The following is a 21,165-nucleotide window of genomic DNA, read 5'->3' as shown; positions in this document are numbered from 1 at the left end:
GGCGACCGTGGTGGGGGCGACCGCAACCGGGGTGGTGAGCGTGAGCGTCGCGGCGGAGAGGGCCGTGGCGGTGAGCGGCCCGAGCGCGGTGAACGGGGCGGCTCGCAGCAGGGAGGCTCCGGGCAGAACGGCGGGGGCTCCGGTGGTCCGCCTCCGCAGGCATCCGGCGGAGGCTCCTCGGAGTCGTCCGGCGGGGGCAGCGAAGGCTGAGCCAGTGAGCGACGCCGCCTCCTGAGGGCGGCCCGCGGGTGACAGCGAAGGCCCGGTGGGAGGCATCCCGCCGGGCTTTCTCTTTTGTCTCCCGCGGCGGTCGTGACCCTGGGGATTCGAGGCGCTTGAGTCCGGCCTCCTGTCCAGCGACCAACCAGGCGAAGACGTGCTGCGTGCACGGTGATGGAGCCCACATCCCGGGGCAGGTGGGCTGGTCCCCCGGGCCCGAGTTTGGCTACGGTGGTACTTCCACACCGGGGGTGTCGTCCGTGCCCGTCGGTCCATGTGAAGCCTTCGGGATGATCCGCCCCCTTCCGCGCCTCCGCACGCCTTTGGATCCTGGTGGCCTGCGGTCACCTGGACGGGAACGCGCCTGGAGGGGTCCGTGCACGTGAAGCAGGGCCTGTCGTGGCGCCTGCGGCAGTCCGTGGCCCGGGGACGGGCCTGGACGCGTTCGACGGCGGCCCGCCTGTGGGCGCCGGTGGGGGCCACGTCGGGTGGCCGGTTCGCGGCGGACATCCTCTTCGCGGCGCGCACGGTGGCGCGCGGCTTCATGGGCGAGAACCTGCGCCTGCGCGCCGCGGCGCTCACGTACATCAGCATGTTCTCGCTGGTGCCCCTGCTGACGGTGGGGCTCGTGCTGCTGCGCACGCTCCACCAGGAGCAGTTCCAGAAGAAGCTGCGCTTCGTCATCGCCGAGGTCCTGGCGCCGGGAGTCAGCGAGGAGTCCGCCGCCCTGCTCGACCGGTTCCTGCACCCGGGCAACTCCATCGCCGTGGGCAGCGTGGGCTTTCTCGCGGTGCTGCTGTCCGCGGGCTCGCTGCTGCGCCACATCGACGGCGCGGTGAACGAACTGTGGGGCATCCGGCGCCAGCGCCCGTGGCTGACACGCCTGGCCATCTATACGGGCCTGCTGCTCCTGGGCCCCCTCTTCCTGGCCATCTCCTTCTCGGGTACCGGCCGGGTCCGCGTGTTCCTGCAGACCTACGCGCCGTCCGCGCCGCTGTTCATCGCGCTGGGCACCATGCTCATCGCCATTGGCAGCCTGACGCTGGTGTACCTCTGGACGCCGTTCGCCCACGTGCGCGTGCGCTCGGCGCTGGCGGGCGGGTTGGTGGCCGGCGTGGGGTGGATGTTGGCGAAGCAGGTGTACGCCGAGTTCGCGGTGCGCAGCTTCCTCTACAATCCGCTGTACGCGTCGCTGGGCGCCCTGCCCCTGTTCCTCGCGTGGATGTACGTGAGCTGGCTGGTGATGCTGTTCGGCGCCCGGCTGTCCTACGCGGTGGAGCACGTCTCCTTCCGCGACTCGCTCTTCGCCTTCGGCAGCCACCCGCGAGCGCACGAGCTGGTGGCCGCGCGCGTCGCGCAGGACGTCACCCTGTGCTGGGTGGACGGGCGCACGCCGCCGCTGCCGCGCGAACTGGCCACGCGGCTGCGCGTGCCCGAGTCGCTCGCGCACGAGGTCGTGGACCGGCTGGTGGAGGCACGCCTGCTGGAGCGGGGGCGCCGGGGGGGCCTGCGTCCGACCCGGGATCCGTCCGAGCTCACGCTCGCGGACACCACGCTCGCGGTGCACGGGGTGATGATCTCCGGAGGCCCTGACACCTGGACGGGGCCCCGGGCCCCGGGCTTCGAACAGTTCGAACCGCTGTTCCAGGCGGCCGACTGTGCCGGGGTCGACCTGCTGCGCCGCACCCGTTGGATCGACCTCGTGACGCCCCTGCGTCCGGGGCTGCTGGCTCCGCCCGCCCCGGAAGCACCCAAGGCAGCGGCCGGCAGCGGAAATCCGTAACGTTTTTAGAGGGTTGGGAGCCTACCCGGCTTGCAAGGAGGAGGTGTTCTGTTATGTATTCGGGACTCGACCACGGGCCAGAGAGCCCTGTCACCAAGGGGTCACGGGGTTTGCGGGAGCGTCCGATGCTCAAGTCCGATCTGATCAACATCCTCGTTGCCAAACGAGGCGTGACCCAGAAGCAGGCTGAAGCGACCATCGAGACGATCTTCGAGTCGATGAAGGACGCCCTCTGCCGCGGCGAGAACATCGAGATTCGCGGACTCGGCGCCTTCCACGTGAAGAACTACCAGGGCTACCAGGGCCGCAACCCGAAGACGGGTCAGGTCATCCCGGTGAAGCCCAAGCGCGGTCTGCTCTTCCGCACGGGCAAGGAGCTGCGCGACCGGGTCAACCGTCCCGCGCCCCTGCAGGCCCAGACGGACCTGCCGCCCTCCGAGTTCAAGGGCAGCAGCGGCACCGGCACCCTGTAGGCCTCACCGCCCCACGGCGACGGGCGTCAGCCGGCCGATGGGGCGAATCTGCAGGTCTCCATCCAGCTCGCCGTAGGTGAGCACCGCCACGTCCGGGAACGGGCCCTCGCACAGCTTGCGCAGCGGCCTGCGGATGTCCGGCGCGGTGAGCAGCACCGCCCGTCCACCGCCACCGGTGGCGATCCGCCGCACACCCTCCAGGATTTCGACGACGCGCTCCGGCTCCGGCGCGGGTCCCCGGAGGCCGCTGGCGCGAAGCACGTCCTCCACTTCCGGGTCCACGAGGTACGCGTACAGCGGGCCGGTGGGCGCGAACTGGTGGCTCAGGTAGCGGTGCAGGGCCTGACGGCAGCGCTCGGCCAGGGCGGTCGCGTCCCCTTCGGTGGTGGGCGCCACGAGCGCCTCCAGGATGGAGCGCAGGTCCCGGATGCTCACCTGCTCCTGGACGAGCCGCCGCAGCACGTCCACCAGCAGCGGCAGCGGCACCTTCTGCAGCGCCTCCTTCACGAGCACGGGCGCCTGGGCCTCCAGGCCCTCCAGCAGCCCCTGCACCTCCTGGAGTCCCAGCAGCGCGGCGGCGCGCTGGCGGAGCACGGTACGCAGGTGGTCCGCGATGAGCTCCGAGGGTTTGCGCAGCGGCACCTGGGCCAGCTCCAGCCGGGAGCGGGCGCCCTCCGCGACGCGGCTGATGGACCGCCCGGTCGCGGGCTCCACCGAGCCCTCCGCCTGGACCTCCAGGAAGGCCAGCTCACCGGGCGGGACGAGCGCATACAAGCTCCCGGGTTGGACCACCCCTCCGCCCGCGGGCACTTCGTCCAGGAGGAGGCGGTACTCGCCCGGCCCCAGATACGCGGCCTGGGTCCGCACGCGGATGCCGGGGATGCGCACCCCCAGCTCAAAGAAGAGCTCGTCGCGCACCGCGTTCAGCCCCGTGTGCACGAAGGCACCGCCCTCCCCTTCCGCCAGGGCCGTCAGCTGTGGTGACAGGTCCAGCGTGAGCGGAGTCACACCCACCGGGGTCGCCGCGCTCTCTGGAGGCTTGCCTGCCGCGCCAACGGGGATGGTGGCGCCCGCGGAAGCACCGTCCTTCGCCTGCGACTTCTCCGAGGCCTCCCGCGCCTTCCGCCGCAGGGCATACCCCAGCCCTCCCAGGGCCGCCGCCAGGGCAAGGAAGGTCAGGTGCGGCATGCCCGGCATGAGGGCCAGCGCGACACACAGCCCGGCGACGACGCCCAGCGTCCGGGGATCCCCGAAGAACTGGGTGCCAATCTCCGTCCCCAGTGAGTCCTCCTCCTTCTCCGACGCCACCCGCGTGACGACGAGGCCCGCGGCCACCGCGATGCACAACGAGGGCACCTGGGACACGAGCCCATCACCGATGGCGATGAGCGCGAACGTGGCGGCGGCCTCGGAGAAGGACAGGCCCTGCTGCAACACGCCGATGAGGGTGCCACCCAACAAATTCACCGCGACGATGACCAGGCCCGCGACGACGTCTCCCTTCACGAACTTCATCGCGCCGTCCATGGCGCCGAACATCTGGGACTCGCGCTCCAGGTCGCGCCGCCGTCGCCGGGCCGCGCCCTGGTCGATGGCGCCCGCGCGCAGGTCCGCGTCGATGGACATCTGCTTGCCGGGCATGGCGTCCAGCGTGAAGCGGGCGGACACCTCCGCGACGCGCTCGGCGCCCTTGGTCACCACCAGCAACTGGACCAGCGTGAGGATGGCGAACACCACCGCGCCCACCACGTAGTCTCCCCGCACCACGAACTCGCCGAAGGCCTGGATGACCTCGCCCGCGTGTCCCTCCGAGAGCGCCAGCCGCGTGGACGACACGTTGAGCGACAACCGGAACAGCGTGGTGAAGAGGAGCAGCGTGGGGAACGACGTCACCCTCAGCGCGTCCCTCGCGTGGAGCGCCGCCACCAGCAGCGCCACCGCCGCGGCCAGGTTCACCGCGAGCCCCACGTCGAGCAGCCACGCCGGCAGGGGGATGATGAGCGCCCCCAGCACGGCGGCCATCGCCACCGCGAGCACGATGTCGGAGGACTGACGGGCCTTCAGCAACACCTTCATGAGTGGGTTCATCGCGTCTGTCTCCGTGGACGGTCGTCCGTCGCGCGCGTCTCCATCGCGGTCCGCAGCACGACGGCCGCCGCCTGGTACAGCTCCTCGGGGATGGGCTCCCCAACGTCGAAGTGGATGAGGCTGCGGGCCAGGGGGACGTCGCGGAGCACCGGGATGCCCTGCCGACGCGCCTCTTCCTTGAGCGCGAGCGCGTCCTGTTCGCGGCCCTTGGCCACGAGGTAGGGCGCGTCGCATTCGCCCGCGTCGTACCGGAGCGCGACAGCGAGGTGCGTGGGGTTGACGATCACGGCCGTGGCCTTTTGCACCCCACGTGCCGGGCCCCCCTGCGCAAGCTGCCGGTGCAGGGCCCGCCGCTGTCCCTTGTGTCGCGGGTCGCCCTGACTCTCCTTGTGCTCCCGCCGGACCTCGTCGCGCGTCATCATCAGGTCGCGCAGGTGTCTGCGCCAGGCCAGCGCGTAGTCCACGGCCCCGCACCCCAGCACCACCCACGCCAGCCGCAGCCCCAGCGTTGCCAGTCGGCCGACCAGGAACTCCATCCCGCGCGTCCCGTCGAGCCACGCGGCTCGCAAGGCATCGGGCCCCACGGTCTCCACCTCGTTCCAGACCAGCAGTGCCAGCAGTGCCGCCACGAGCAGCGCCTTGCCCAGCTCCACCAGGGGCCGGACGCTGAAGAGGCGCTTGAGGCCCGCAGCCGGGTTGATGCGCTCAAGCTTCGGTGCGGCGTGTCGTGCATCCAGTTCGAAGCCTACGGTGGCCACCGACACCGCCAGGGAGGCCACCAGCGCTCCACCGAGCGCCGGTCCGCACAGTCGCGCGGCGACCCATGCGCCCTCCTCCCACGCGCCCGCGAGGGTCTGCTCCAGCATCAACCGGGCCGCCCAGTCCCGCAGCCGCGCGAACCCCTCCGGCGCGAACGCAGAGAAGCCCAGCAGTCCGCCCAGCGTCACCGCGCTGGAGGACAACATGCGGCTGCGGGGAAACTGGCCCTTGCGCCTCGCTTCCCGCAGGCGCTTCGCGGTGGGTTGTTCCGTCTTCTCCCCGCTCATCGCGCGACCTCGCCCAGCAGCGACAGTGCGCCTTCGGTCGACACGACGCCCGCGAGCAGCCGCTCACACAGCAGCCCCACGCCCAGCCACAGCAACGCACCGCCTCCGAGGATGCGCAGGGGTGCGCCCCATTCCTGGAGGTTCACCTGCGATGCAGCCCGAGACGCCATGCCCAGGAAGCAGTCCACCGCGAGCGCCGCAGCGGCCACCGGTGCGCCCACCGCCAACCCCGTCGCCATCGCGCTGCCCACCAGCGCCCCGACGTGCAGGGTCGCGGCTTCAGTGGGCACGAAGGCGCCCAGGCGAACCACGGCGAAGCCGCGCAGCAGGGCCGAGATGACCAACGGGAACAGGGCCCCCGACACCACCCGGGCCACGAGCAGGTGGTACAGCCCATCTCCCGTGGCTGACTCGCGACTCCCCGCCATCGGCAGGCTTGCCTCCGCGGACGTGCCCCGGAAGAGGTCGATGAAGCGTCCTCCCATCCTCGCCGCGTCGAAGGGCAGCGCGGACACGAGCCCCACCGACACGCCGTAGGCCAGCTCGCGCACCACGAGCGCCACCATCACCAGGGGTGTCTCCACGGGCCCGATGAACTCCACGCCCGCTTCGACGTGCAGGAAGAGCGACAGCGCGAGCACCAGCCCCAGGCGAACCGTCGTTGGAGCCGCCTGGCCGCCCAGCAATGGACAGAGGAACGCGATGGGCACGAGGCGCGCCGCGCACAGCGCCACCGCGATGAAGTGCGGCCCCAGCGTGAGGAGCTGTTCTCCCAGGGCGTCCGGGTTCACAACGCCACCTCCGCGATGAGCGTGAGGAGCTGATGGGTGAAGCGTGTGAGCTGCCCGGCGATCCACGGGCCTGCCAGCACCAGTGACAGCACCGCGGCACACAGCTTGGGGACCACCGACAGCGTGCTCTCCTGCAGCTGCGTGGTGGCCTGGAAGAGGCTCATCAGGAAGCCCACCACCAGGCTCGCACCAATGGGTGGCAGTGAGGCGAGCACCATCAACAGCAGGGCCTCGCGCCCCAGGGTGAGCAGGACGTCCTGGGTCATGACATCACCGGTAGCCGAGGATGAGGCCCCGGGCGAGCAGGGCCCAGCCATCCACGGCGACGAAGAGGAGGATCTTGAACGGCAGGCTCACCTGACTCGGCGACAGCGTTTGCATGCCCAGCGCGAGCAGCACGTTGGCGATGACCATGTCGAGCACCAGGAAGGGCAGGAAGACGATGAAGCCAATCTGGAAGGCTTCCTTCAGCTCGGTGATGACGAAGGCGGGGATGACGACGAACAGGTCCGTCTCCTGCACCTGCTCCGACTCCTCTGGAGGTCGCAGCTCGCGGGCCAGGTCCACGAAGCGCGCGCGCTCCTCCGGGCTGCCGTGCTTCATCAGGAAGCCGCGCAGGGGCTCCGTCACCTGCTTCGCGGCGGAGAGGAGCTGGGCACCGGAGTGCACCTCCTCGTACGCCGCCTGTCCCGCGTCGTACATGCGCTCCATCACCGGTGCCATGATGTGACCCGTCAACACCACGGCGAGTCCCGTGAGTACCAGCGTCGGCGGCGCCTGCTGCGTGCCCATCGCCGAGCGGGCCAGCGAGAGCACCACGGCGATCTTCGAGAAGCTCGTCAGCATCAACACCGCGAACGGCAGCAACGACAGGAGCGCGAGCATCCCCATCATCGCCAAGGGACTGCCCGCGTAGGACGCCTGCGCCAGGGACGGCTCCGCCGCGGACGCGAGCGCCGGGATGAACAGCAGTCCGCATCCCCACCCGAAGGCCCTCATCCCCCACTCCGCTTCCGCGAAGCGCCGCACACCTGGCGGGCCCGTTGCGCGCGCGTGAAGAGCACCGTCGCTTCCAGGTCCAGGTCCACCCGAGGCTTCGCCGTCGGAGAAGGCGTCGGCGCGGGAGCAGCCTCCGCACCCCGAGCCTCGTGGATCTCCGCGAAGGTGTCTCCGAACGCCACGAGGTAGCGCCGCCCCTCCACCTGCACGAGCGCGAGGCCACAGCGCTGCGAAAGCCCCGTCCGGGAGACGATGCTCAGGGGCTCCACGCGGGGCGCTGTCGCATCCCCGGCTCCGCCTCCCTTGCGGTTCAGCACCCACCCCAAGCCCGCCAGCGCCATCGACCCCACCAGCAGGCGCGAGGTGCCGACCCACGACAAGCCCCCCAGGGGCGCGAGCGTCGCCAGGCCCACGAGCAGCGCCGCGGCGAAGAGCAGTCGGCCCCTCGGAGAGAAGGAGGACACGAGGGCGTTCATCGGTGTGCTCACGGCAACAACGCCAGGATGCGGGCGCCCACCTCGCCCTCGATCTCCACCAACTCCGCACGCGCTACCACGCGGTCCCCTACGCGCAGCAACACGGGGCTGCTCGCGTTGACGTGCAACGGCAGCAACGTGCCCGGCTTCAGCGCCGCCAGCTCCGACAGGGGCAGCAGCACCCGCGTCAGCTCGATCTCCACGTCCACCGGAAGCGGGGGCATGGCCTCGCTCCGCTTGTTCGTCACCACCATGTCCGACTCCTGTCGGGCCGCGTGCGAGCGCACGCTCCCCGTCGAAAAACCGTCCGCGAGAAACTCCCCCCCGAGCACGAACCCCCGTGCGATCAGCTGGCCCCTTCCCAGGAAGCGACCGTCCCGGAGACGTACCCCCTCGAAGAGCACGACATCACCCACCGACAGCGCGTCCACCGCGGTGGGCTGCAGCGGGCTGCGCCCCACGAGACAGCGCGCGGGCACGGACGCCGCCAGCACCTGCGGCGCGACGTCCGCTCCTGGCTCCACGGGCAGCTCTTGGAAAGCGGTCTGCACGGCGCGAGCGGGCAGCAGCACCCGGCCTCCCGCCTTCACTCCCTCCACGGACAGGGACAGGGCCACCGCCACGTAGGGCTGGCGCGCATCCACCCGCGTCAGCACGTCACTCCGCCGCATCGACACCGCGGACAGCCGGGGCCCCAACCTCCGCACCCACGCTCCGTGCCCACGCATCGCGGCCAGGGCCGACAGCAGCAGGTACACCAGCGTGGACTCTTCCAGCCGCGTCAGCTCCGCCACTGGTCCCGGACGCAGCCCCGTCCCCGCCAGCCGCGCCAGCGCCGCGAAGACCAGCGGCACCTCCAGCTCCACGATGGCGGTGCCTCCCACCGCCGATAGCTCCACCAGCGCGAACACCACCCCCAGCGCCAGCTCCCGCTCCGGCTGGACCGCCGCGTCCACCAGGTGGCCCTCCACCTCGACAGTGGCCCCCACGTCGCGGGCCAGCGCCGCGCCCATCTCGCGCAGCACCTCCGTGCCCCACCGCGCCACCTGGGGCCGCTGTCCCAACAGCAGGTGGGCCCGCGTCAACCGGCGCCCCCCCAACCGGTACGGGCGCGCGGACTTCTTCGCGGGGCTGGGGGTGGACCTGCCAGGACTCGTTTCCATCCAGGACTCCAGGCTGCAAGGGGACACACGCCTCCTGTGCACGGACATGGCCAGGGCCCGGCCCGTGGAATCAGGGTGTTGGCGCGACGTCGACGTCCGGTATCGGGATGCGTCGTGTCCGGTTCGGGATGGCGCTGCCCCGAACCGGTTCGCTTCAGCGCGTGGCCTCGCGGATGCGCCGCTCCGCCAGGGCGACCCGGGCTGGCGACGACTCCGCGACCGGGGCCTCTGCTTCAATGTGGGGAAAGCGGCTGCGGTGGTACGGCGGAAGCCGCTGGAGGACCTCACGGCGCAGGACCTCAGGGGCCGCTTCCAAGAAGGCGCTCAGCCGGTTCGCGGCGTCCGCGCGCTCACCGAACTCCACCGCCACCTTTGCCTGCCGCTGGGCCGAGGGCATGGCGACGAACCGCTCCAGGTGATGCAGCGCCCTGCCCGCTTCCGCGTCCACCAGCCCCTCCAACAGCTCCGCGGCGCGCTCCCGCGCCAGGACGCAGACGACCAGCGCGATGCGCTCCAGGGGCAGGGACAACGCTGGCAACGTGGCGTCCACCACCGTCGCCGGAGGCGCCTCCTTCCGGGCCGGCAGGAGCTTCCGGGCCAGGCGCATCGCCCGGCCCACGCGTGTGGCGTCCATGGCACCCATCTCCCGCTCAGGCCAGCTTGCGGGCGGAGCCCGGTGTCACCACCGGTCGCGCGGGCGTCGGCGCGACAGGAGCCGCCACCGGGGGCTTCTCCGCCAGCGCCCGGTAGTGCCTCCATCGCAGCGTGGCCCAGACGAGCGCACCGGACAGTCCCGTCACCAGCACGCCCAGCAGCGCGAGCAACACCCGCAGCCGCAACGGCACCGGCCCACCGGGAGGCGACGGCGCCTCCACCCGCGTCGTCACCTCGTCCACCAGCAGCGACACCGCTCCTGGCGCCAGTCCCTCCACACCTCCCGCGATGAGCTCCCGCAGCGTGTCCGCGGACTTGCGCACGCGCGCCGCGCTCCCCGGACCCGTGCGCAGCATGGCCGAGGCCTTCGACGGCGTGGGGGATTGGCCCGGCCTCGGCGGCGTCGGCACCACCAGGTGCACCCGCGCCAGCAGCACCCCGTCCACCGTCTGGAGCGTCTTCTCCAGCTCCCGCTCCATCACCCGGACGCGGCAGAGCTGCTCCTCCAGCGGCGAGCGCACGAGGCTGCTGCCTCCGAACACGTCGCACCCGGACTCCGCCGCGAGCCGGGGCAGCCCCAGCTCCGCCAGGATGCGCACCGCGTCCGAGGACTGCGCGTCCGTCACCTCGATGGCCCAGGTGGGCTTCTTGCCCGACTCGGGCACCTTGCGCGCGTCGAGCCCCCGCTCGACGAGCACCGTCTGCAGCTCGTTGGCCTGACGCTCGTCGAGCCCGTGCTGGATGCGCTCCCGGCACGCCGAGACGCCCAGGAGCAGGAGGAAGAAGAGACAGCGGAAGGGAGCGGAACGCATGGGAACGGGAACTCCTCAAACCTGGGTCTGGAGGACCTGCTTGACGCCGCCGGTGGCCTTCTCGACGACCTTGCCGGCGAGATCGAGCTCCTGGCTGGCGCGGTAGACGTGGGCCTGGAGCGCGAGCAGCTCCGTGGGGCTGAACGTGCGGCCGGACTCGGCGAGCTTCAGGATGTGGTCCAACCGCTGCTGCGCCTGGCCCACCCGGTCCAGCACCTCCACCACCTGCTGGCCCCGCGCCGCCTGCACCGAATCCACGCGCGCGCCCGGTGCCACCTCCGCGCAGCCCGCCCTCGCCTTCTCCACCCCTTCCGCTCGCGCGGGTCCGGCGGTCGCCTCGGCGGGCGTCCGCACCGGACGCGATGGGCCCTCCGTCGTCACCGGCACGCCGCGCGGACCCGAGCCGGGCGTGCGCACGTCCTCCAGCACCTTGCCGAACGTCTCCCTCCCGGACTCCACCGCGGGCGAAGGGCCCGCGCCGCCCACTGCTCCCAGCTTGTCGATGGCCATCGCGGACGCGCCTCAGCGGATGTTGTTGATGGCGGCCTTCGCCGAGTCGTGCCGGACCTTCATGATGTTGGAGATGGCGTTGTGCTCGCGGCTCTCCTTCTGCATCTCGTTCTGGAGCGCGAGGTAGGCCACGTTGAACTTCTGGCCCTCCGCGTTCATCAGCCGCTGCGCCTCCATCAGGTCCCAGGCGTCCCCCTGCCCCGTCGTCGTTCCAGCCGTCGTCCCCACGGAGGAGGCGCGCGCCGACATCGCGGAGGTGCTCGCGCCTGCCGCGGACGCGCCGCCTGTCGCGGAGGCGGTCAGCGCCAGGGGAGAAGGCACCGCGGCGGACACCGCGCCGCGCAGGCCGGACACCGCCGCGCTGGAGATGACGCCCGCGGGCAGCATGCCGCCCACGAGCCCGGCCCCCGTGTGCACCACCTCGCGCACCGCTCGCGCGAACGTGGGGCCGAAGTCCGTCTGCGGCGTCTGGCGCGGAACGGTCTGGGCGATGCTCAACGAGGAGATGCGACGGTCTGGATCCACGGGGTGCCTCCGGCAGCGATTCGCCGGAGCTGCCTTCCACCGCCCATGCCAGCGTCCAACTGCCTGAAACGACACGGGTCCTGGCGTCCGCACCGTCCCGGTTGCCCTCCGGCGCGCGGGCTCCGGGTCCGCGACGCGGGACGGCGGGCGGAAGCCGGAAAACTTGCCTCCGCGCCAACCTGCATCAGAGTTGTCGCGTCCTGTCGCACCCGAAGGCGAGCACTCCGATGATGACCCCCACTGGCGGACCCCGAACGACCGAGCGCTACCACCCGCGCGTCGAAGCCCGGCTCCAGGTCAAGGTGCTCCTGTCGGGCCGCACCGTACAGGCGCAGGCCCGCGACATCTCCATGAACGGCCTGTTCCTCCAGGCCCACCCGGCCGACTCCCAGCGCGCGCTCACCATCGCGCTGCCGCTGCCGGGCGACCGGGAGCTCGTCACGATGTGCACCATCCGCCGCCGGGAAGTGGACGGCGTGGCGCTGGAGTTCGGCGAGCTGGACTGGGACGACCTCATCGCCCTCGCCCGCTTCCTCCACCCGCACCTGCCCTGAGCGTCAGTCCGCGGCCGTGCGGGCCGCGCGCAGCCGCTCCACCAGGTCCATCAGCTCCGCGCCCCGGAAGGGCTTGTGGATGTAGCCGTCCGCGCCCGCCTGCGTCGCGCTCGCCACGTCCGCCTTCTTCGCCTTCGCGGTGAGCATGTAGATGGGCACCCCAGCGGTGGCCGGGTCGCTCTTCAAGATGCGGCACACGGAGATGCCATCCAGTTGGGGCAGCACCACGTCCATCAAAATGAGGTGGAAGGTGCCGCCGCGGGCCAGCTTCAGGCCCTCCAGCCCGTGCGCCGCGCACACCACGTCCACCGCGCCGTCGCTCAGCATGGAGCGCACCAGCTCGCGGATGACGGGCTCGTCCTCGACGAGCAGGATGTGGAAGGGTGCCTGGGCGTTGCCAGCCATGGTTCCTCGGGGCCCCTCGTAGGACATTGCCCCGACGACGTCCAGCGGAGCCACATCGGGGAAGTCCCCCTTCTGTACGAAAGCGGGCCACAACCGGTTTGCCTGACAGCCCTGAAGGCCAGGGTCGGGTCCGCCCCGCCTAGATTTCTGCGACGCCGTCGCGCTCGGCCCAGCCCTCCAGGCCGTTGGGCAGGCGGATGCGCACGTACTTCCCGGTCTCCTCCAGGAGCTGCACCTTCAGGCCGGCGTGCACCTCGAAGAGGGAGCGCGCTTCGGGCCGGGGCAACTCCCTGGCCACGAGCGTGGAGGACAACACCACCGCCTCATGCACGTTCTGGTGGACCCAGATGTGCGCCCCCAGGAGGAGCCCCGCCGGCACCGCCGCCGTGAGGCACAGGCCCGCCAGCACCGCCACCACCGTGCGCCGCGCGGAGGGGAACACCCGCCGCAGGAGCAACAGGGCGAACCCCAGGAGCCACGCGGCCAGGAACACCCAGGCCGCCGCCGCGCCGTCCGTGGCCGCCGCCAGCCTGGGCAGGAAGGCCTCGTCCGGGGTGGAGCCCACCACCTTGTCCACCTGCCGGGCGCGCGCCAGGGCCAGGTTCGCCTCCAGGTCCTCCGAGCGCGCTCCCTGCTTCCGGGCCTGCTCCAGCGCCAGCATCGCGCGGCCCAGGTCGCCCCGGGCCAGGTGCGTGGTGCCCAGGTTGTAGAGGACGTCCGGCCCGCCGAAGCCGTGCGCGATGAGCTTCTCGTAGCTCTCCTGCGCGGTGGAGTAGTCCTCGCGCACATAGGCGTCGTTGGCCTGCTGGAAGACGGCCTGCGCCTCCTCGGCGGTGTAGTAGCCCTGGGTCGCCGCGTCGCTCATCCGCCCCAGCCTTCCATCACCGCCGCCGCCGTCGCCAGCACCTTGCGCCGCTCTCCCGGCTCCACCCCGCCGCCGTAGCGGCCCAGGTCGCACGCCTCCAGCACGAAGAGCACGCGGGCGCGCGCTTCCTCCCCCACGCCCGCCGCCGCCAGCTTCTCCCCGAGCGCCTCGCGCGTCAGTCCCCCGACGGGCGAGCCGAGCTGCGCCTCCAGGAAGCCGACCATCGCCTTCTCCACCTCCACGTAGAAGGCCCCCGCGTCCGCGCCCGCCTTGAGCTTCTCCGCCTCCGCCAGCCGCTTGCGCGCGGCCTTCGCCTGCTGACGGCCCCGGCCCGCCTGGGAGCGGGTGGCCAGCCGGCCACGCATGCCGCCGATGATCGCCACGCCCGCCAGCAGTCCCAGCGGCGCCAGCACGCCCACCACGAAGAAGGGCCGCATCCACACGGGCTGCGACGGACCCACGAAGTGCGCCGCGTAGCGCACCGGGCGCAGGCCTCCGGCGGTGAGCACGTTCTTCTGCTCGTTGGCCGCGTCCGCCACCTGCGCGGGCGTCATCGACGACGGCAGCGCGGACACGCCTCCCGCGCCCGCCTCGACGGTGACCGTCACCGGGTCGGTGCGCGCCACGTCGTACTGGCGGCGCGTGGGGTCGAAGTAGGGGAACTCCAGCGCGGGCAGCGTGAACGTGCCCGTGCGCTGCGGCATCACCAGGTACTCCACCACGCGGCGGCCCTGGATGCGGTTGCGGTTGGGCGTGAGCTTGTCCGTCGTGGAGGGCTCGTAGATCTTCAACGCGGCGGGGCCGGTGAGCTTCGGCGGGGTGACGTTCTTCACGTTGCCCACGCCCTCCAGGATGACCTTCACCGTGATGGGCTGCCCCAGCTCCACGCGCGTCTGCGACACGTCGAGCGACAGCCGCCACGCGCCCACGTTCGCGTTGGAGATGTTCGGCGGCGCCCCTGGCGGCAGCGGCCGCACCTTCACCTTCAAGCCATTGGAGACGCGGTGCACGCGGTGGCCCGCGAAGAGGAAGCCCGTGGTGATGTCCGCCTCCGCCGGGGTGATGGCCAGCGTGCCGGACTTCACCGGGAACAGCGCGCGGCGGCGCAGGAGGTAGGCGCGGTACGGGATGCCGTCCACCACCTTCTGCTCGCCCGTGAGCTGCGTGGGGCTCTCCACCTCCTCCGTCCAGAAGCCCTCCAGCTTGGGCATGGAGACGGCGTCCACGCTGGACAGGTCCACGCGCGAGTAGATGTAGAGCGACAGCGTCGCCTGCTCGCCCACGTAGAGGTCGTCCCGGTCCAGGCTCGCGCGCAGGAACAGGTCCGAGTCCCCGCGCGGAATCACCGGCGCGTCGTCCTCCACGTCGGGCTCGTCCCCGAACGGATCCGGCATGTTGCGGAAGTTACGGAACGGATCCGGCAACCCGGGCCGGCCACCCTGCTGTGCCTGGGGCGCGTTGCCCACGCGGCCCTCGCGCGCCGTCATGGGAATGGCGTCGGTGCGCAGCGTGCGTCCGCCCACGTTGAGCGTCGCGGGCGGGATGGTGAACCGGCCCGCGCGCACGGCGCGCAGCATCAGCACATGGCGCGTGACGTCCTGGATGACGGCGGGGCCACCGCCGGACAGCGAGATGGAGCGCTGGCTGCCGCGCGACGAGGACAGCACCTCGAAGTCGTCGGACTCAGGGAGGCGCACCTGGGCGTTGGCCGGCGCGTCCACCACCACCACGGTGAGCGTGAAGGGGTCGGTGGTGCCCACCTCGTTGCGGTCCACCGTCTGGTAGAACTCGATGTCCGCCGCCCACGCCGGCGCCGTGGCCAGGAGGGCGAGCACGGCGAGCAGCGCCGTGCGACCGCTACCAGTCCTTCTCATTGGGCTTCCTCGGCTTCTTCTTCTGCTGGAAACGCCAGAGCTGGAGATTCTTCTCGTTCTGCTTCATCGCATCCAGCAGGCGCTCGGCCTCCTGCCGGTCGACGTCTCCCGGAGACACTCCGCCGTCGCGCGGGTCCCGCTCCGTCTCCTCTTCACCCTCGCTGCCAGCGTCGGTGCCGCCATCACGCGAGTCGCCGTCGCCCTCGTCCTGGCCGCCGTCGGCGCCGCCATCCGCCCCGCCGTCGCCCTTCTGGTTGGGGTCCTGCTTCCCGCCATCCGCTCCGCCGTCGGTGCCGGCGTCCTCTGGCGAGCCTCCATCGCCCTTCTTGCCGCCGTCCTCGCCGCCGTCCGGACGCCCTCCGTCGTCGCCGCCGTCCTGGCCTCCGTCCGCGCCACCATCCGGCTGGCCCTTCTGGGGCGGCGGCAGGTCGCGCAGCACCACCTCGTAGTTGTGCCGGGCCTGCGGATCCGTCGGGTCCAACGTGAGTGCCCGCCGGTAGGACTTGAGCGCCTCCGCGCGGTCGCCCGCCGTGGCCGCGAGGTTGCCCAGGTTGTACCAGCTCTTCTGGGTCAGGTCGGGCTGGCGCGAGGACTCCGCCACCTGATTGAAGGCCTCACGCGCTTCGGCCGCACGGCCCAGCTTCGCCAGCGCGTCCGCGCGGTTGAACTCCACCGCGGGGTCGTTCGGCCGCTCCTTCTTCGCGGCCTCGAAGTCGCGCAGCGCGTCCTCGTAGCGGCCCGCCGCGTAGGCCTCTCGCCCGCGCTGCACCAGCGGGTGGTCCTTCTCCAGCGGCCCCACCGCCCACGCGGGCCCCGGCAGCGCCAGCAGGCCCGCGAGCCCCACCGCCACCGTGCGCGCCGCGCGCCGTCGCATCGAACGCGCGCTCACGCGGGCCTCCGACGCGAGGGCAGCAGCACCATGCCCAGCACCAGCAGCGCGAGTCCGGGGATGGCGAACGCCTGGAAGCGCTCGTCGTAGCGGACCGTCACGCGGCTCTCCAGCTCGCTCTTCTGCAGCTGGTCGATGCGCTCCACCACCTGCCCCATCGCCACGCCGTTGGGCTGGTAGAAGAAGGCGCCCCCCGTCGCGTCCGCGATGGCCGTGAGGCCCCCGCGGTCCAGGCGGGTGATGACCGTGTCGCCGTTACCGTCCTTCTTGTAGTCCACGAACTCGCCGCGCCGGTCGTAGACGGGGATGGGCTCACCGGACTCGGAGCCCACGCCCACCGCGAGCACCTGCACGTGCGCGTCCTTGAGCGCGTCCGTGGCCTCGCGCACCTCGCCCGTGAGGTCCTCGCCGTCCGACAGCAGCACCACCACGCGCTCCTTGGAGCCGCGGTCCGCGTTGTCCAGCACCTGCTTCGCGAGCTTCAGCGCCGCGCCCACGTTGGTGCCGCCCTGGGGCATCATGTCCGGATCCACCGCACGCAGGAACAGCTTCACCGCCGAGTAGTCCGACGTGAGCGGCGACTGCACGAACGCATCCCCGGCGAACACCACCAGGCCCGCGCGGTCGCCCTTCAGCTCGTCCAGCAGCGTGTTCAATTCCAGGCGTGCCCGGTCCAACCGGCTGGGCTGCACGTCGCGCGCGAGCATCGACTTGGAGGCGTCCAGCGCCACCACCACGTCGATGCCCCGGCGCTTCGTCAGCTCGCTCTTCGTGCCGCACTGGGGCTGCGCGAGCGCGAGCCCGAAGAGCATCAGCCCCAGCCCGTACAGGCCGCCCTGGAGCGCCGGCCGCCACACGGACACGCCGGGCGCGAGCGTCGCCACGTGCCGCTCCGCGATGAGCGCCGACAGCCGCGTCCTGCGGCCCAGCGCCTTCAGCAACGCGAGCACGCCCAGCAAGAGGCCCACCAGGAACAGCCCCAGGAACAGCGGCTGCGCCAGGCCCACCTGGTAGCCCAGCAGCGTGAAGCGCCATGCGTCCAGCACCGGCGTCATGGGAACACCCGCAGGAAGGTGGAGCGCAGCAGCAATTCCAGCGCCGCGAGCCCGAAGGCCGCGAGCAGGAACGGGTGGAAGTTCTCCCGGTACGTGGCGCTGGCGCCGCCCTCCATCAGCTTCGAGCGCTCCAGCGCGTCCAGCACCTTCTGCAGGCCCTGGCGCAGGCCTTCCGGGTCGGTGGCGCGGTAGTACTCGCCGCCGGTGCGGTCCGCGATGTCCTGCATCAGCTCCGGGTTGATGGGGATCTCCGTCTCGCGCCACACGGTGTTGCCGAACAGGTCCGTGCCCTGCGGGAAGGGCACCTTGCCGCCCTTGCCCACGAGGATGGTGTAGATGGGGATGTGGAGCGACGCGGCCATGTTCGCCGCGTCCAGCGGCGAAATCTTGCCCGCGTTGTTGTCGCCGTCGGTGATGAGCACCACCACCCGGCTCTTCGCCTCCGAGTCGCGCAGGCGGTTGAGCGACGTGGCGATGGCGTCACCAATCGCGGTGCCGTCCTCCAGCACGCGGGTGCGCAGCTGCTTGAGCACCTCCTTGAGCACGCCGTAGTCCAACGTCAGCGGCGACTGCGTGTACGCCGCGCCGGAGAACACCACGAGCCCCAGGCGGTCGTTCACGCGGCCGGTGATGAAATCCGCGAGCACCTCCTTCGCCACGTTCAGGCGGTCCTTCGGACGGAAGTCACCGGCCTCCATGGAGGTGGACAGGTCCAGCGCGATGACGATGTCGATGCCCTCCACCGACAGGTCGCGCACGCGCGAGTCCCGCGACTGCGGCCGGGCGATGGCGACCACGGCCGCCACCACCGCCGCCGCGCGCAAGAGGGGCAGCAGCGGCAAGAGGTACGTGCGCAGCCCGCGGCCTCCCTTCGCGAAGACGTGCGCGGCGGAGAAGCGCAGCGTGGCGCGGCGGCGGCGCTCCCAGAAGGCAAGCACGAGCAGCAGCGGCGCCAGCAGCAGGGCCCAGAGCGCCTCCGGGTTATTGAACGCGAGGTCCGGAGGCATCAGGCTTGGGGGGCGGAGGGGGGAGGTACGTCTTGGCCAGCAGGTCGTAGCCGAAGGCTAGCGACTGCGCGCAGGACTCGGGGGAGGCGTCCGCGCGGGCGTACTTCACCAGGTCCGACTCGGAGATGAAGCGCATCAGCGCGTCCTCCGGCAGGCCCGGCGTGGGCAGCCTTCGCAGGGTGGTCATCAGTTCGAACGAGGTGCACTCCAGGGCCTCGAAGCCGTAGCGCTCGCCCAGGTAGCCACGCACGATTTCGGAGAGGCGGATGTAGAAGTCCTTCACGAGCCCCCGGCCGGGCAGGTCCTCGCGCTTGAGCGCGTCCAGCGACTGGCGCACGCGCACGTCCAGCGGCAGCACCGGGATGACCTTCTCGCGCTTCGGCCGCCGCTGCCACCAGCGCACCAGCGCCCACGCAAGCAGCCCCACGGCCAGCGCCACCGCGAGCGCGTAGAGCAGCGTCCACGAACGGATGGGCACTTCCTGCGGCGGCTGGTAGTCGAACAGCTCCGCGCCCTGCCCGTTCGCGTCCGGCGGCAGCGAGGAGGCGACCGTCACCGACCTGCCCTTGAGCACGAAGCGCCGGGGCCCTTCCGGCGTCGCCACGTCGAAGGACAGGTCGGGCAGCGACACGTCCCCCAGCTCGAACGCGGAGAAGCGCAGGCCGAACGTCGTCGTCGCGTCGTTGGCGCCGTCCTGCCGCTGGCGCGTCTGCTGGAGCAACTCCACGGCGCTCTCGCCCGTGGGCGCCACCAGCTCGTAGCGCTGATCCTTCGGGTGCGTGAGCGTCACCACGTACTGGAACGGCTCGCCGATGCGGACCTCTTCCGGCTCCACCCGCGCGGAGGCACCCGTGGGCGTCACCGACTCCAGCACCACCGGGGCCTTGGGCGCGGGGGCCTGGGCGTGCGCCACCGGGACGCTGGCGAACAACACGGCCGCGAGGACAAGGGCGCGCCTCATGCCGCCATCCTCCGGGCGCGCGCGCGGAAGAACTGCGCCAGCGCCTTGCCGTGGTCGTCGCCCGCGCGCAGCTCCACGTGATCCAACTCCAGCTTGCGGAACAGCTTGCGGCGCTCATCGCGCTGGGCCTGCATGGCGCGCGAGAACCGGCCGCGCACGGCGGAGGAGCTGGTGTCCACGACGAAGCGCTCCCCTGTCTCCGGGTCCTCCATCTCCACGAGCCCGTGGCGCGGGAACGCCTGCTCCAGCGGATCCTCGATGACCACGGGCACGAGGTCGTGCTTGCGGCCCACGAGGCGCAGCGGCTTCTCGTAGCCCTTCGCCAGGAAGTCCGACACGAGGAACGTCACGGCCTTCCGCTTCGACACCTGCGTCAGGTACGTGAGCCCGGACGACAGGTCCGTGCCCTTCCCCTTCGGCTTGAAGGTGAGGATGTCGCTCACGAGCCGCAGCACGTGCGTGCGCCCCTTGCGCGGCGGGACGACCTTCTCCACTCGGTCCGAGAAGAGGATGAGCCCCACGCGGTCGTTGTTGGCGATGGCGCTGAAGGCGATCTGCGCGGCGACCTCCGCGGCGACCTCCGCCTTGGTGCGCTCGCGCGAGCCGAACTCGTTGGAGGCGGACACATCCACCAGGAGCATCACCGTGAGCTCGCGCTCCTCGGTGAAGACCTTGATGAAGGCCTCGTTCATGCGCGCGGTGACGTTCCAGTCGATGAAGCGGATCTCGTCACCGGGCTGGTACTGCCGCACCTCGGAGAAGGCCATGCCGCGGCCCTTGAACACCGAGTGGTACTGGCCGGCGAGCATGTCGGAGACCACCTTGCGGGTGCGGATCTCCAGCTTGCGGATGCGGCGGATGAGGTCCTTGGGCAGCACGGGGCGGGCTCGGGCGGCGGCGGGCCGTCAGGGGACTTCCACGCGGTCGAAGACGCGCTGGATGATCTTCTCCTGGGTGAGCTCTTCGGCCTCGGCCTCGTACGTCATCGCGATGCGGTGGCGGAGCACGTCGAAGGCGATGGCCTTCACGTCCTCCGGCGTGACGAAGCCGCGGTGGCGCAGGAACGCGTGCGCGCGGGCGGCCTGCGCCAGGGCGATGGTGGCGCGCGGCGAGGCGCCGAACTGGATGTAGTCCGCCAGGTCCTTGAGCCCGTAGCGCGCGGGCTCGCGCGTGGCGAACACCACGTTGAGGATGTACTCCTTCACCTTCTCGTCCATGTAGATGGCGTGGACGAGCTCTCGCGCGCGCACCAGGTGCTCCAGCGCGATGACCTTCTGTGCCTTGGGAGAAGTGCCGCCGGACATCCGGTCCATGATGACCTTCTCTTCATCACGGGTCGGATAGCCCACCTTCACCTTGAGCATGAAGCGGTCCACCTGGGCCTCGGGCAGGGGGTAGGTGCCCTCCTGCTCGATGGGGTTCTGGGTGGCCAGCACGAGGAAGGGCGAAGGCAGCCCGAAGGTCTGGTCGCCGATGGTGACCTGGCGCTCGGCCATGGCCTCCAGGAGGGCGGACTGGACCTTGGCGGGGGCGCGGTTGATTTCGTCCGCGAGGACGATGTTCGCGAAGATGGGCCCCTTGCGGACGGTGAACGCGGCCGTCTGCTGGTTGTAGATCATCGTGCCGACGAGGTCGGCCGGCAGCAGGTCCGGGGTGAACTGCACGCGCATGAAGGTGGCGCTGAGCGAGTCCGCCACGGTGCGCACGGTCAGCGTCTTGGCGAGGCCGGGCACGCCCTCCAACAGGACGTGGCCGTTGCACAACAGGCCGATGAGGATGCGTTCGAGCATGTACCGCTGCCCGACGATGACCTTGCCGGTCTCCTGGTTGAGGACCTCGACGAAGCTGCTTTCCTGCTGCACGCGTTCGGTGAGCGCGCGAATGTCGGTGTTCATGTCCCCTCTGTCGGCCTGGGCGGCGGGCAGCCTAGGGTTCCCGGGCGTCCGGCTCAACACCGCTGAGGTCCGGACATTCCGCCAAAGCGCCCCGTCCCGTAAAGGGTCATCTCCCATGTCC

Annotated in this window: 24 protein-coding genes; 4 read left to right on the top strand and 20 right to left on the bottom strand. The window is 71.3% G+C overall.

The window, feature by feature from the left end:
* The 3 genes from D7V93_RS46095 to D7V93_RS12365 form a co-directional block, all read left to right on the top strand.
* On the top strand, positions 1–210 hold a 210-nt coding region (locus D7V93_RS46095; RefSeq protein ID WP_208723006.1), incomplete at its 5' end, for a hypothetical protein.
* A gap of 415 nt (positions 211–625) precedes the next feature.
* On the top strand, positions 626–2,002 hold the full coding sequence (locus D7V93_RS12370; RefSeq protein WP_120643593.1) for a YhjD/YihY/BrkB family envelope integrity protein: 1,377 nt from the start codon (positions 626–628) through the stop codon (positions 2,000–2,002).
* 125 nt (positions 2,003–2,127) lie between these two features.
* The gene (locus D7V93_RS12365; RefSeq protein ID WP_120533081.1) at positions 2,128–2,475 is read left to right on the top strand and encodes an HU family DNA-binding protein; all 348 of its coding nucleotides are present in this window, start codon (positions 2,128–2,130) and stop codon (positions 2,473–2,475) included.
* A gap of 3 nt (positions 2,476–2,478) precedes the next feature.
* Here D7V93_RS12365 and D7V93_RS12360 read toward each other — a convergent pair whose 3' ends face one another.
* From D7V93_RS12360 to D7V93_RS12310, 11 genes are all read right to left on the bottom strand, one after another.
* Entirely contained in the window at positions 2,479–4,563 is a 2,085-nt protein-coding gene (locus D7V93_RS12360) for a flagellar biosynthesis protein FlhA (protein WP_120643591.1), read from the bottom strand.
* Positions 4,560–5,609 carry an EscU/YscU/HrcU family type III secretion system export apparatus switch protein gene (locus tag D7V93_RS12355; RefSeq protein WP_120643590.1) on the bottom strand — a complete coding sequence of 350 codons (1,050 nt, stop codon included), beginning with the start codon at positions 5,607–5,609 and terminating at the stop codon, positions 4,560–4,562. Before D7V93_RS12355 ends, D7V93_RS12360 begins: the two co-directional genes overlap by 4 nt.
* Positions 5,606–6,400 carry an EscT/YscT/HrcT family type III secretion system export apparatus protein gene (locus D7V93_RS12350; protein ID WP_120643589.1) on the bottom strand — a complete coding sequence of 265 codons (795 nt, stop codon included), beginning with the start codon at positions 6,398–6,400 and terminating at the stop codon, positions 5,606–5,608. Before D7V93_RS12350 ends, D7V93_RS12355 begins: the two co-directional genes overlap by 4 nt.
* Positions 6,397–6,666, bottom strand: a complete 270-nt coding sequence (locus D7V93_RS12345; RefSeq protein WP_120643588.1) for a flagellar biosynthetic protein FliQ — start codon at positions 6,664–6,666, stop codon at positions 6,397–6,399. Before D7V93_RS12345 ends, D7V93_RS12350 begins: the two co-directional genes overlap by 4 nt.
* A gap of 4 nt (positions 6,667–6,670) precedes the next feature.
* Positions 6,671–7,399, bottom strand: a complete 729-nt coding sequence (gene sctR, locus D7V93_RS12340) for a type III secretion system export apparatus subunit SctR (protein ID WP_120643587.1) — start codon at positions 7,397–7,399, stop codon at positions 6,671–6,673.
* Positions 7,396–7,887, bottom strand: a complete 492-nt coding sequence (locus D7V93_RS12335; protein ID WP_244237262.1) for a flagellar biosynthetic protein FliO — start codon at positions 7,885–7,887, stop codon at positions 7,396–7,398. The genes sctR and D7V93_RS12335 overlap by 4 nt, the downstream gene beginning before the upstream one ends.
* Positions 7,884–9,038: a type III secretion system cytoplasmic ring protein SctQ gene (gene sctQ / locus D7V93_RS12330; RefSeq protein ID WP_244237261.1), complete on the bottom strand. Its 1,155-nt coding sequence runs from the start codon at positions 9,036–9,038 to the stop codon at positions 7,884–7,886. The genes D7V93_RS12335 and sctQ overlap by 4 nt, the downstream gene beginning before the upstream one ends.
* 154 nt (positions 9,039–9,192) lie before the next feature.
* On the bottom strand, positions 9,193–9,672 hold the full coding sequence (locus tag D7V93_RS12325) for a hypothetical protein (protein ID WP_120643584.1): 480 nt from the start codon (positions 9,670–9,672) through the stop codon (positions 9,193–9,195).
* 16 nt (positions 9,673–9,688) lie between these two features.
* Positions 9,689–10,504 (bottom strand): flagellar M-ring protein FliF, encoded by an 816-nt coding sequence (locus tag D7V93_RS12320; RefSeq protein ID WP_120643583.1) that lies wholly within the window; start codon positions 10,502–10,504, stop codon positions 9,689–9,691.
* Between the two features lie 15 nt (positions 10,505–10,519).
* Complete coding sequence (locus D7V93_RS12315) at positions 10,520–11,014, bottom strand: ATP-dependent helicase HrpB (protein WP_120643582.1); 495 nt, start codon at positions 11,012–11,014, stop codon at positions 10,520–10,522.
* Positions 11,015–11,026: 12 nt separating this feature from the next.
* A complete protein-coding gene (locus tag D7V93_RS12310) occupies positions 11,027–11,539 on the bottom strand; it encodes a hypothetical protein (protein WP_120643581.1) in 513 nt (170 codons plus the stop codon).
* 227 nt (positions 11,540–11,766) lie between these two features.
* On the opposite strand from D7V93_RS12310, the gene D7V93_RS12305 reads away from it, so the two are divergent.
* Complete coding sequence (locus D7V93_RS12305) at positions 11,767–12,093, top strand: PilZ domain-containing protein (protein ID WP_120533093.1); 327 nt, start codon at positions 11,767–11,769, stop codon at positions 12,091–12,093.
* 3 nt (positions 12,094–12,096) lie between these two features.
* Here D7V93_RS12305 and D7V93_RS12300 read toward each other — a convergent pair whose 3' ends face one another.
* The 9 genes from D7V93_RS12300 to D7V93_RS12260 all read right to left on the bottom strand — a co-directional run bounded on the left by D7V93_RS12300 (position 12,097) and on the right by D7V93_RS12260 (position 21,044).
* On the bottom strand, positions 12,097–12,498 hold the full coding sequence (locus D7V93_RS12300; protein WP_120643592.1) for a response regulator: 402 nt from the start codon (positions 12,496–12,498) through the stop codon (positions 12,097–12,099).
* Positions 12,499–12,637: 139 nt separating this feature from the next.
* The gene (locus D7V93_RS12295; RefSeq protein ID WP_120643580.1) at positions 12,638–13,363 is read right to left on the bottom strand and encodes an SH3 domain-containing protein; all 726 of its coding nucleotides are present in this window, start codon (positions 13,361–13,363) and stop codon (positions 12,638–12,640) included.
* A complete protein-coding gene (locus D7V93_RS12290) occupies positions 13,360–15,237 on the bottom strand; it encodes a BatD family protein (RefSeq protein ID WP_120643579.1) in 1,878 nt (625 codons plus the stop codon). The genes D7V93_RS12295 and D7V93_RS12290 overlap by 4 nt, the downstream gene beginning before the upstream one ends.
* The gene (locus tag D7V93_RS12285) at positions 15,221–16,111 is read right to left on the bottom strand and encodes a tetratricopeptide repeat protein (RefSeq protein WP_120643578.1); all 891 of its coding nucleotides are present in this window, start codon (positions 16,109–16,111) and stop codon (positions 15,221–15,223) included. The genes D7V93_RS12290 and D7V93_RS12285 overlap by 17 nt, the downstream gene beginning before the upstream one ends.
* Positions 16,112–16,122: 11 nt before the next feature.
* The gene (locus tag D7V93_RS12280; RefSeq protein WP_120643577.1) at positions 16,123–17,181 is read right to left on the bottom strand and encodes a VWA domain-containing protein; all 1,059 of its coding nucleotides are present in this window, start codon (positions 17,179–17,181) and stop codon (positions 16,123–16,125) included.
* A complete protein-coding gene (locus D7V93_RS12275) occupies positions 17,178–18,188 on the bottom strand; it encodes a vWA domain-containing protein (RefSeq protein WP_120643576.1) in 1,011 nt (336 codons plus the stop codon). Before D7V93_RS12275 ends, D7V93_RS12280 begins: the two co-directional genes overlap by 4 nt.
* Positions 18,163–19,149, bottom strand: a complete 987-nt coding sequence (locus D7V93_RS12270; protein WP_120643575.1) for a hypothetical protein — start codon at positions 19,147–19,149, stop codon at positions 18,163–18,165. Before D7V93_RS12270 ends, D7V93_RS12275 begins: the two co-directional genes overlap by 26 nt.
* Complete coding sequence (locus D7V93_RS12265) at positions 19,146–20,027, bottom strand: DUF58 domain-containing protein (protein WP_120643574.1); 882 nt, start codon at positions 20,025–20,027, stop codon at positions 19,146–19,148. Before D7V93_RS12265 ends, D7V93_RS12270 begins: the two co-directional genes overlap by 4 nt.
* Positions 20,028–20,054: 27 nt before the next feature.
* Complete coding sequence (locus D7V93_RS12260; protein WP_120613711.1) at positions 20,055–21,044, bottom strand: AAA family ATPase; 990 nt, start codon at positions 21,042–21,044, stop codon at positions 20,055–20,057.
* Positions 21,045–21,165 lie beyond the last annotated feature (121 nt).

Source organism: Corallococcus llansteffanensis (genome assembly GCF_003612055.1).
GTDB classification, from domain to species: Bacteria; Myxococcota; Myxococcia; order Myxococcales; family Myxococcaceae; genus Corallococcus; species Corallococcus llansteffanensis.
This window is presented reverse-complemented; position numbering and strand designations above follow the sequence as displayed.

What these genes read in the sequence shown, in the direction of transcription:
- D7V93_RS12365 (WP_120533081.1), top strand. Translation starts at nt 2,128, where the DNA reads ATGCTCAAGTCCGATCTGATCAACATCCTCGTTGCCAAACGAGGCGTG.
- D7V93_RS12360 (WP_120643591.1), bottom strand. Translation starts at nt 4,563, where the DNA reads ATGAACCCACTCATGAAGGTGTTGCTGAAGGCCCGTCAGTCCTCCGAC.
- D7V93_RS12355 (WP_120643590.1), bottom strand. Translation starts at nt 5,609, where the DNA reads ATGAGCGGGGAGAAGACGGAACAACCCACCGCGAAGCGCCTGCGGGAA.
- D7V93_RS12345 (WP_120643588.1), bottom strand. Translation starts at nt 6,666, where the DNA reads ATGACCCAGGACGTCCTGCTCACCCTGGGGCGCGAGGCCCTGCTGTTG.
- sctR (WP_120643587.1), bottom strand. Translation starts at nt 7,399, where the DNA reads ATGAGGGCCTTCGGGTGGGGATGCGGACTGCTGTTCATCCCGGCGCTC.
- sctQ (WP_244237261.1), bottom strand. Translation starts at nt 9,038, where the DNA reads ATGGAAACGAGTCCTGGCAGGTCCACCCCCAGCCCCGCGAAGAAGTCC.
- D7V93_RS12325 (WP_120643584.1), bottom strand. Translation starts at nt 9,672, where the DNA reads ATGGACGCCACACGCGTGGGCCGGGCGATGCGCCTGGCCCGGAAGCTC.
- D7V93_RS12320 (WP_120643583.1), bottom strand. Translation starts at nt 10,504, where the DNA reads ATGCGTTCCGCTCCCTTCCGCTGTCTCTTCTTCCTCCTGCTCCTGGGC.
- D7V93_RS12315 (WP_120643582.1), bottom strand. Translation starts at nt 11,014, where the DNA reads ATGGCCATCGACAAGCTGGGAGCAGTGGGCGGCGCGGGCCCTTCGCCC.
- D7V93_RS12305 (WP_120533093.1), top strand. Translation starts at nt 11,767, where the DNA reads ATGATGACCCCCACTGGCGGACCCCGAACGACCGAGCGCTACCACCCG.
- D7V93_RS12300 (WP_120643592.1), bottom strand. Translation starts at nt 12,498, where the DNA reads ATGGCTGGCAACGCCCAGGCACCCTTCCACATCCTGCTCGTCGAGGAC.
- D7V93_RS12295 (WP_120643580.1), bottom strand. Translation starts at nt 13,363, where the DNA reads ATGAGCGACGCGGCGACCCAGGGCTACTACACCGCCGAGGAGGCGCAG.
- D7V93_RS12290 (WP_120643579.1), bottom strand. Translation starts at nt 15,237, where the DNA reads ATGAGAAGGACTGGTAGCGGTCGCACGGCGCTGCTCGCCGTGCTCGCC.
- D7V93_RS12285 (WP_120643578.1), bottom strand. Translation starts at nt 16,111, where the DNA reads ATGCGACGGCGCGCGGCGCGCACGGTGGCGGTGGGGCTCGCGGGCCTG.
- D7V93_RS12280 (WP_120643577.1), bottom strand. Translation starts at nt 17,181, where the DNA reads ATGACGCCGGTGCTGGACGCATGGCGCTTCACGCTGCTGGGCTACCAG.
- D7V93_RS12275 (WP_120643576.1), bottom strand. Translation starts at nt 18,188, where the DNA reads ATGCCTCCGGACCTCGCGTTCAATAACCCGGAGGCGCTCTGGGCCCTG.
- D7V93_RS12270 (WP_120643575.1), bottom strand. Translation starts at nt 19,149, where the DNA reads ATGAGGCGCGCCCTTGTCCTCGCGGCCGTGTTGTTCGCCAGCGTCCCG.
- D7V93_RS12260 (WP_120613711.1), bottom strand. Translation starts at nt 21,044, where the DNA reads ATGAACACCGACATTCGCGCGCTCACCGAACGCGTGCAGCAGGAAAGC.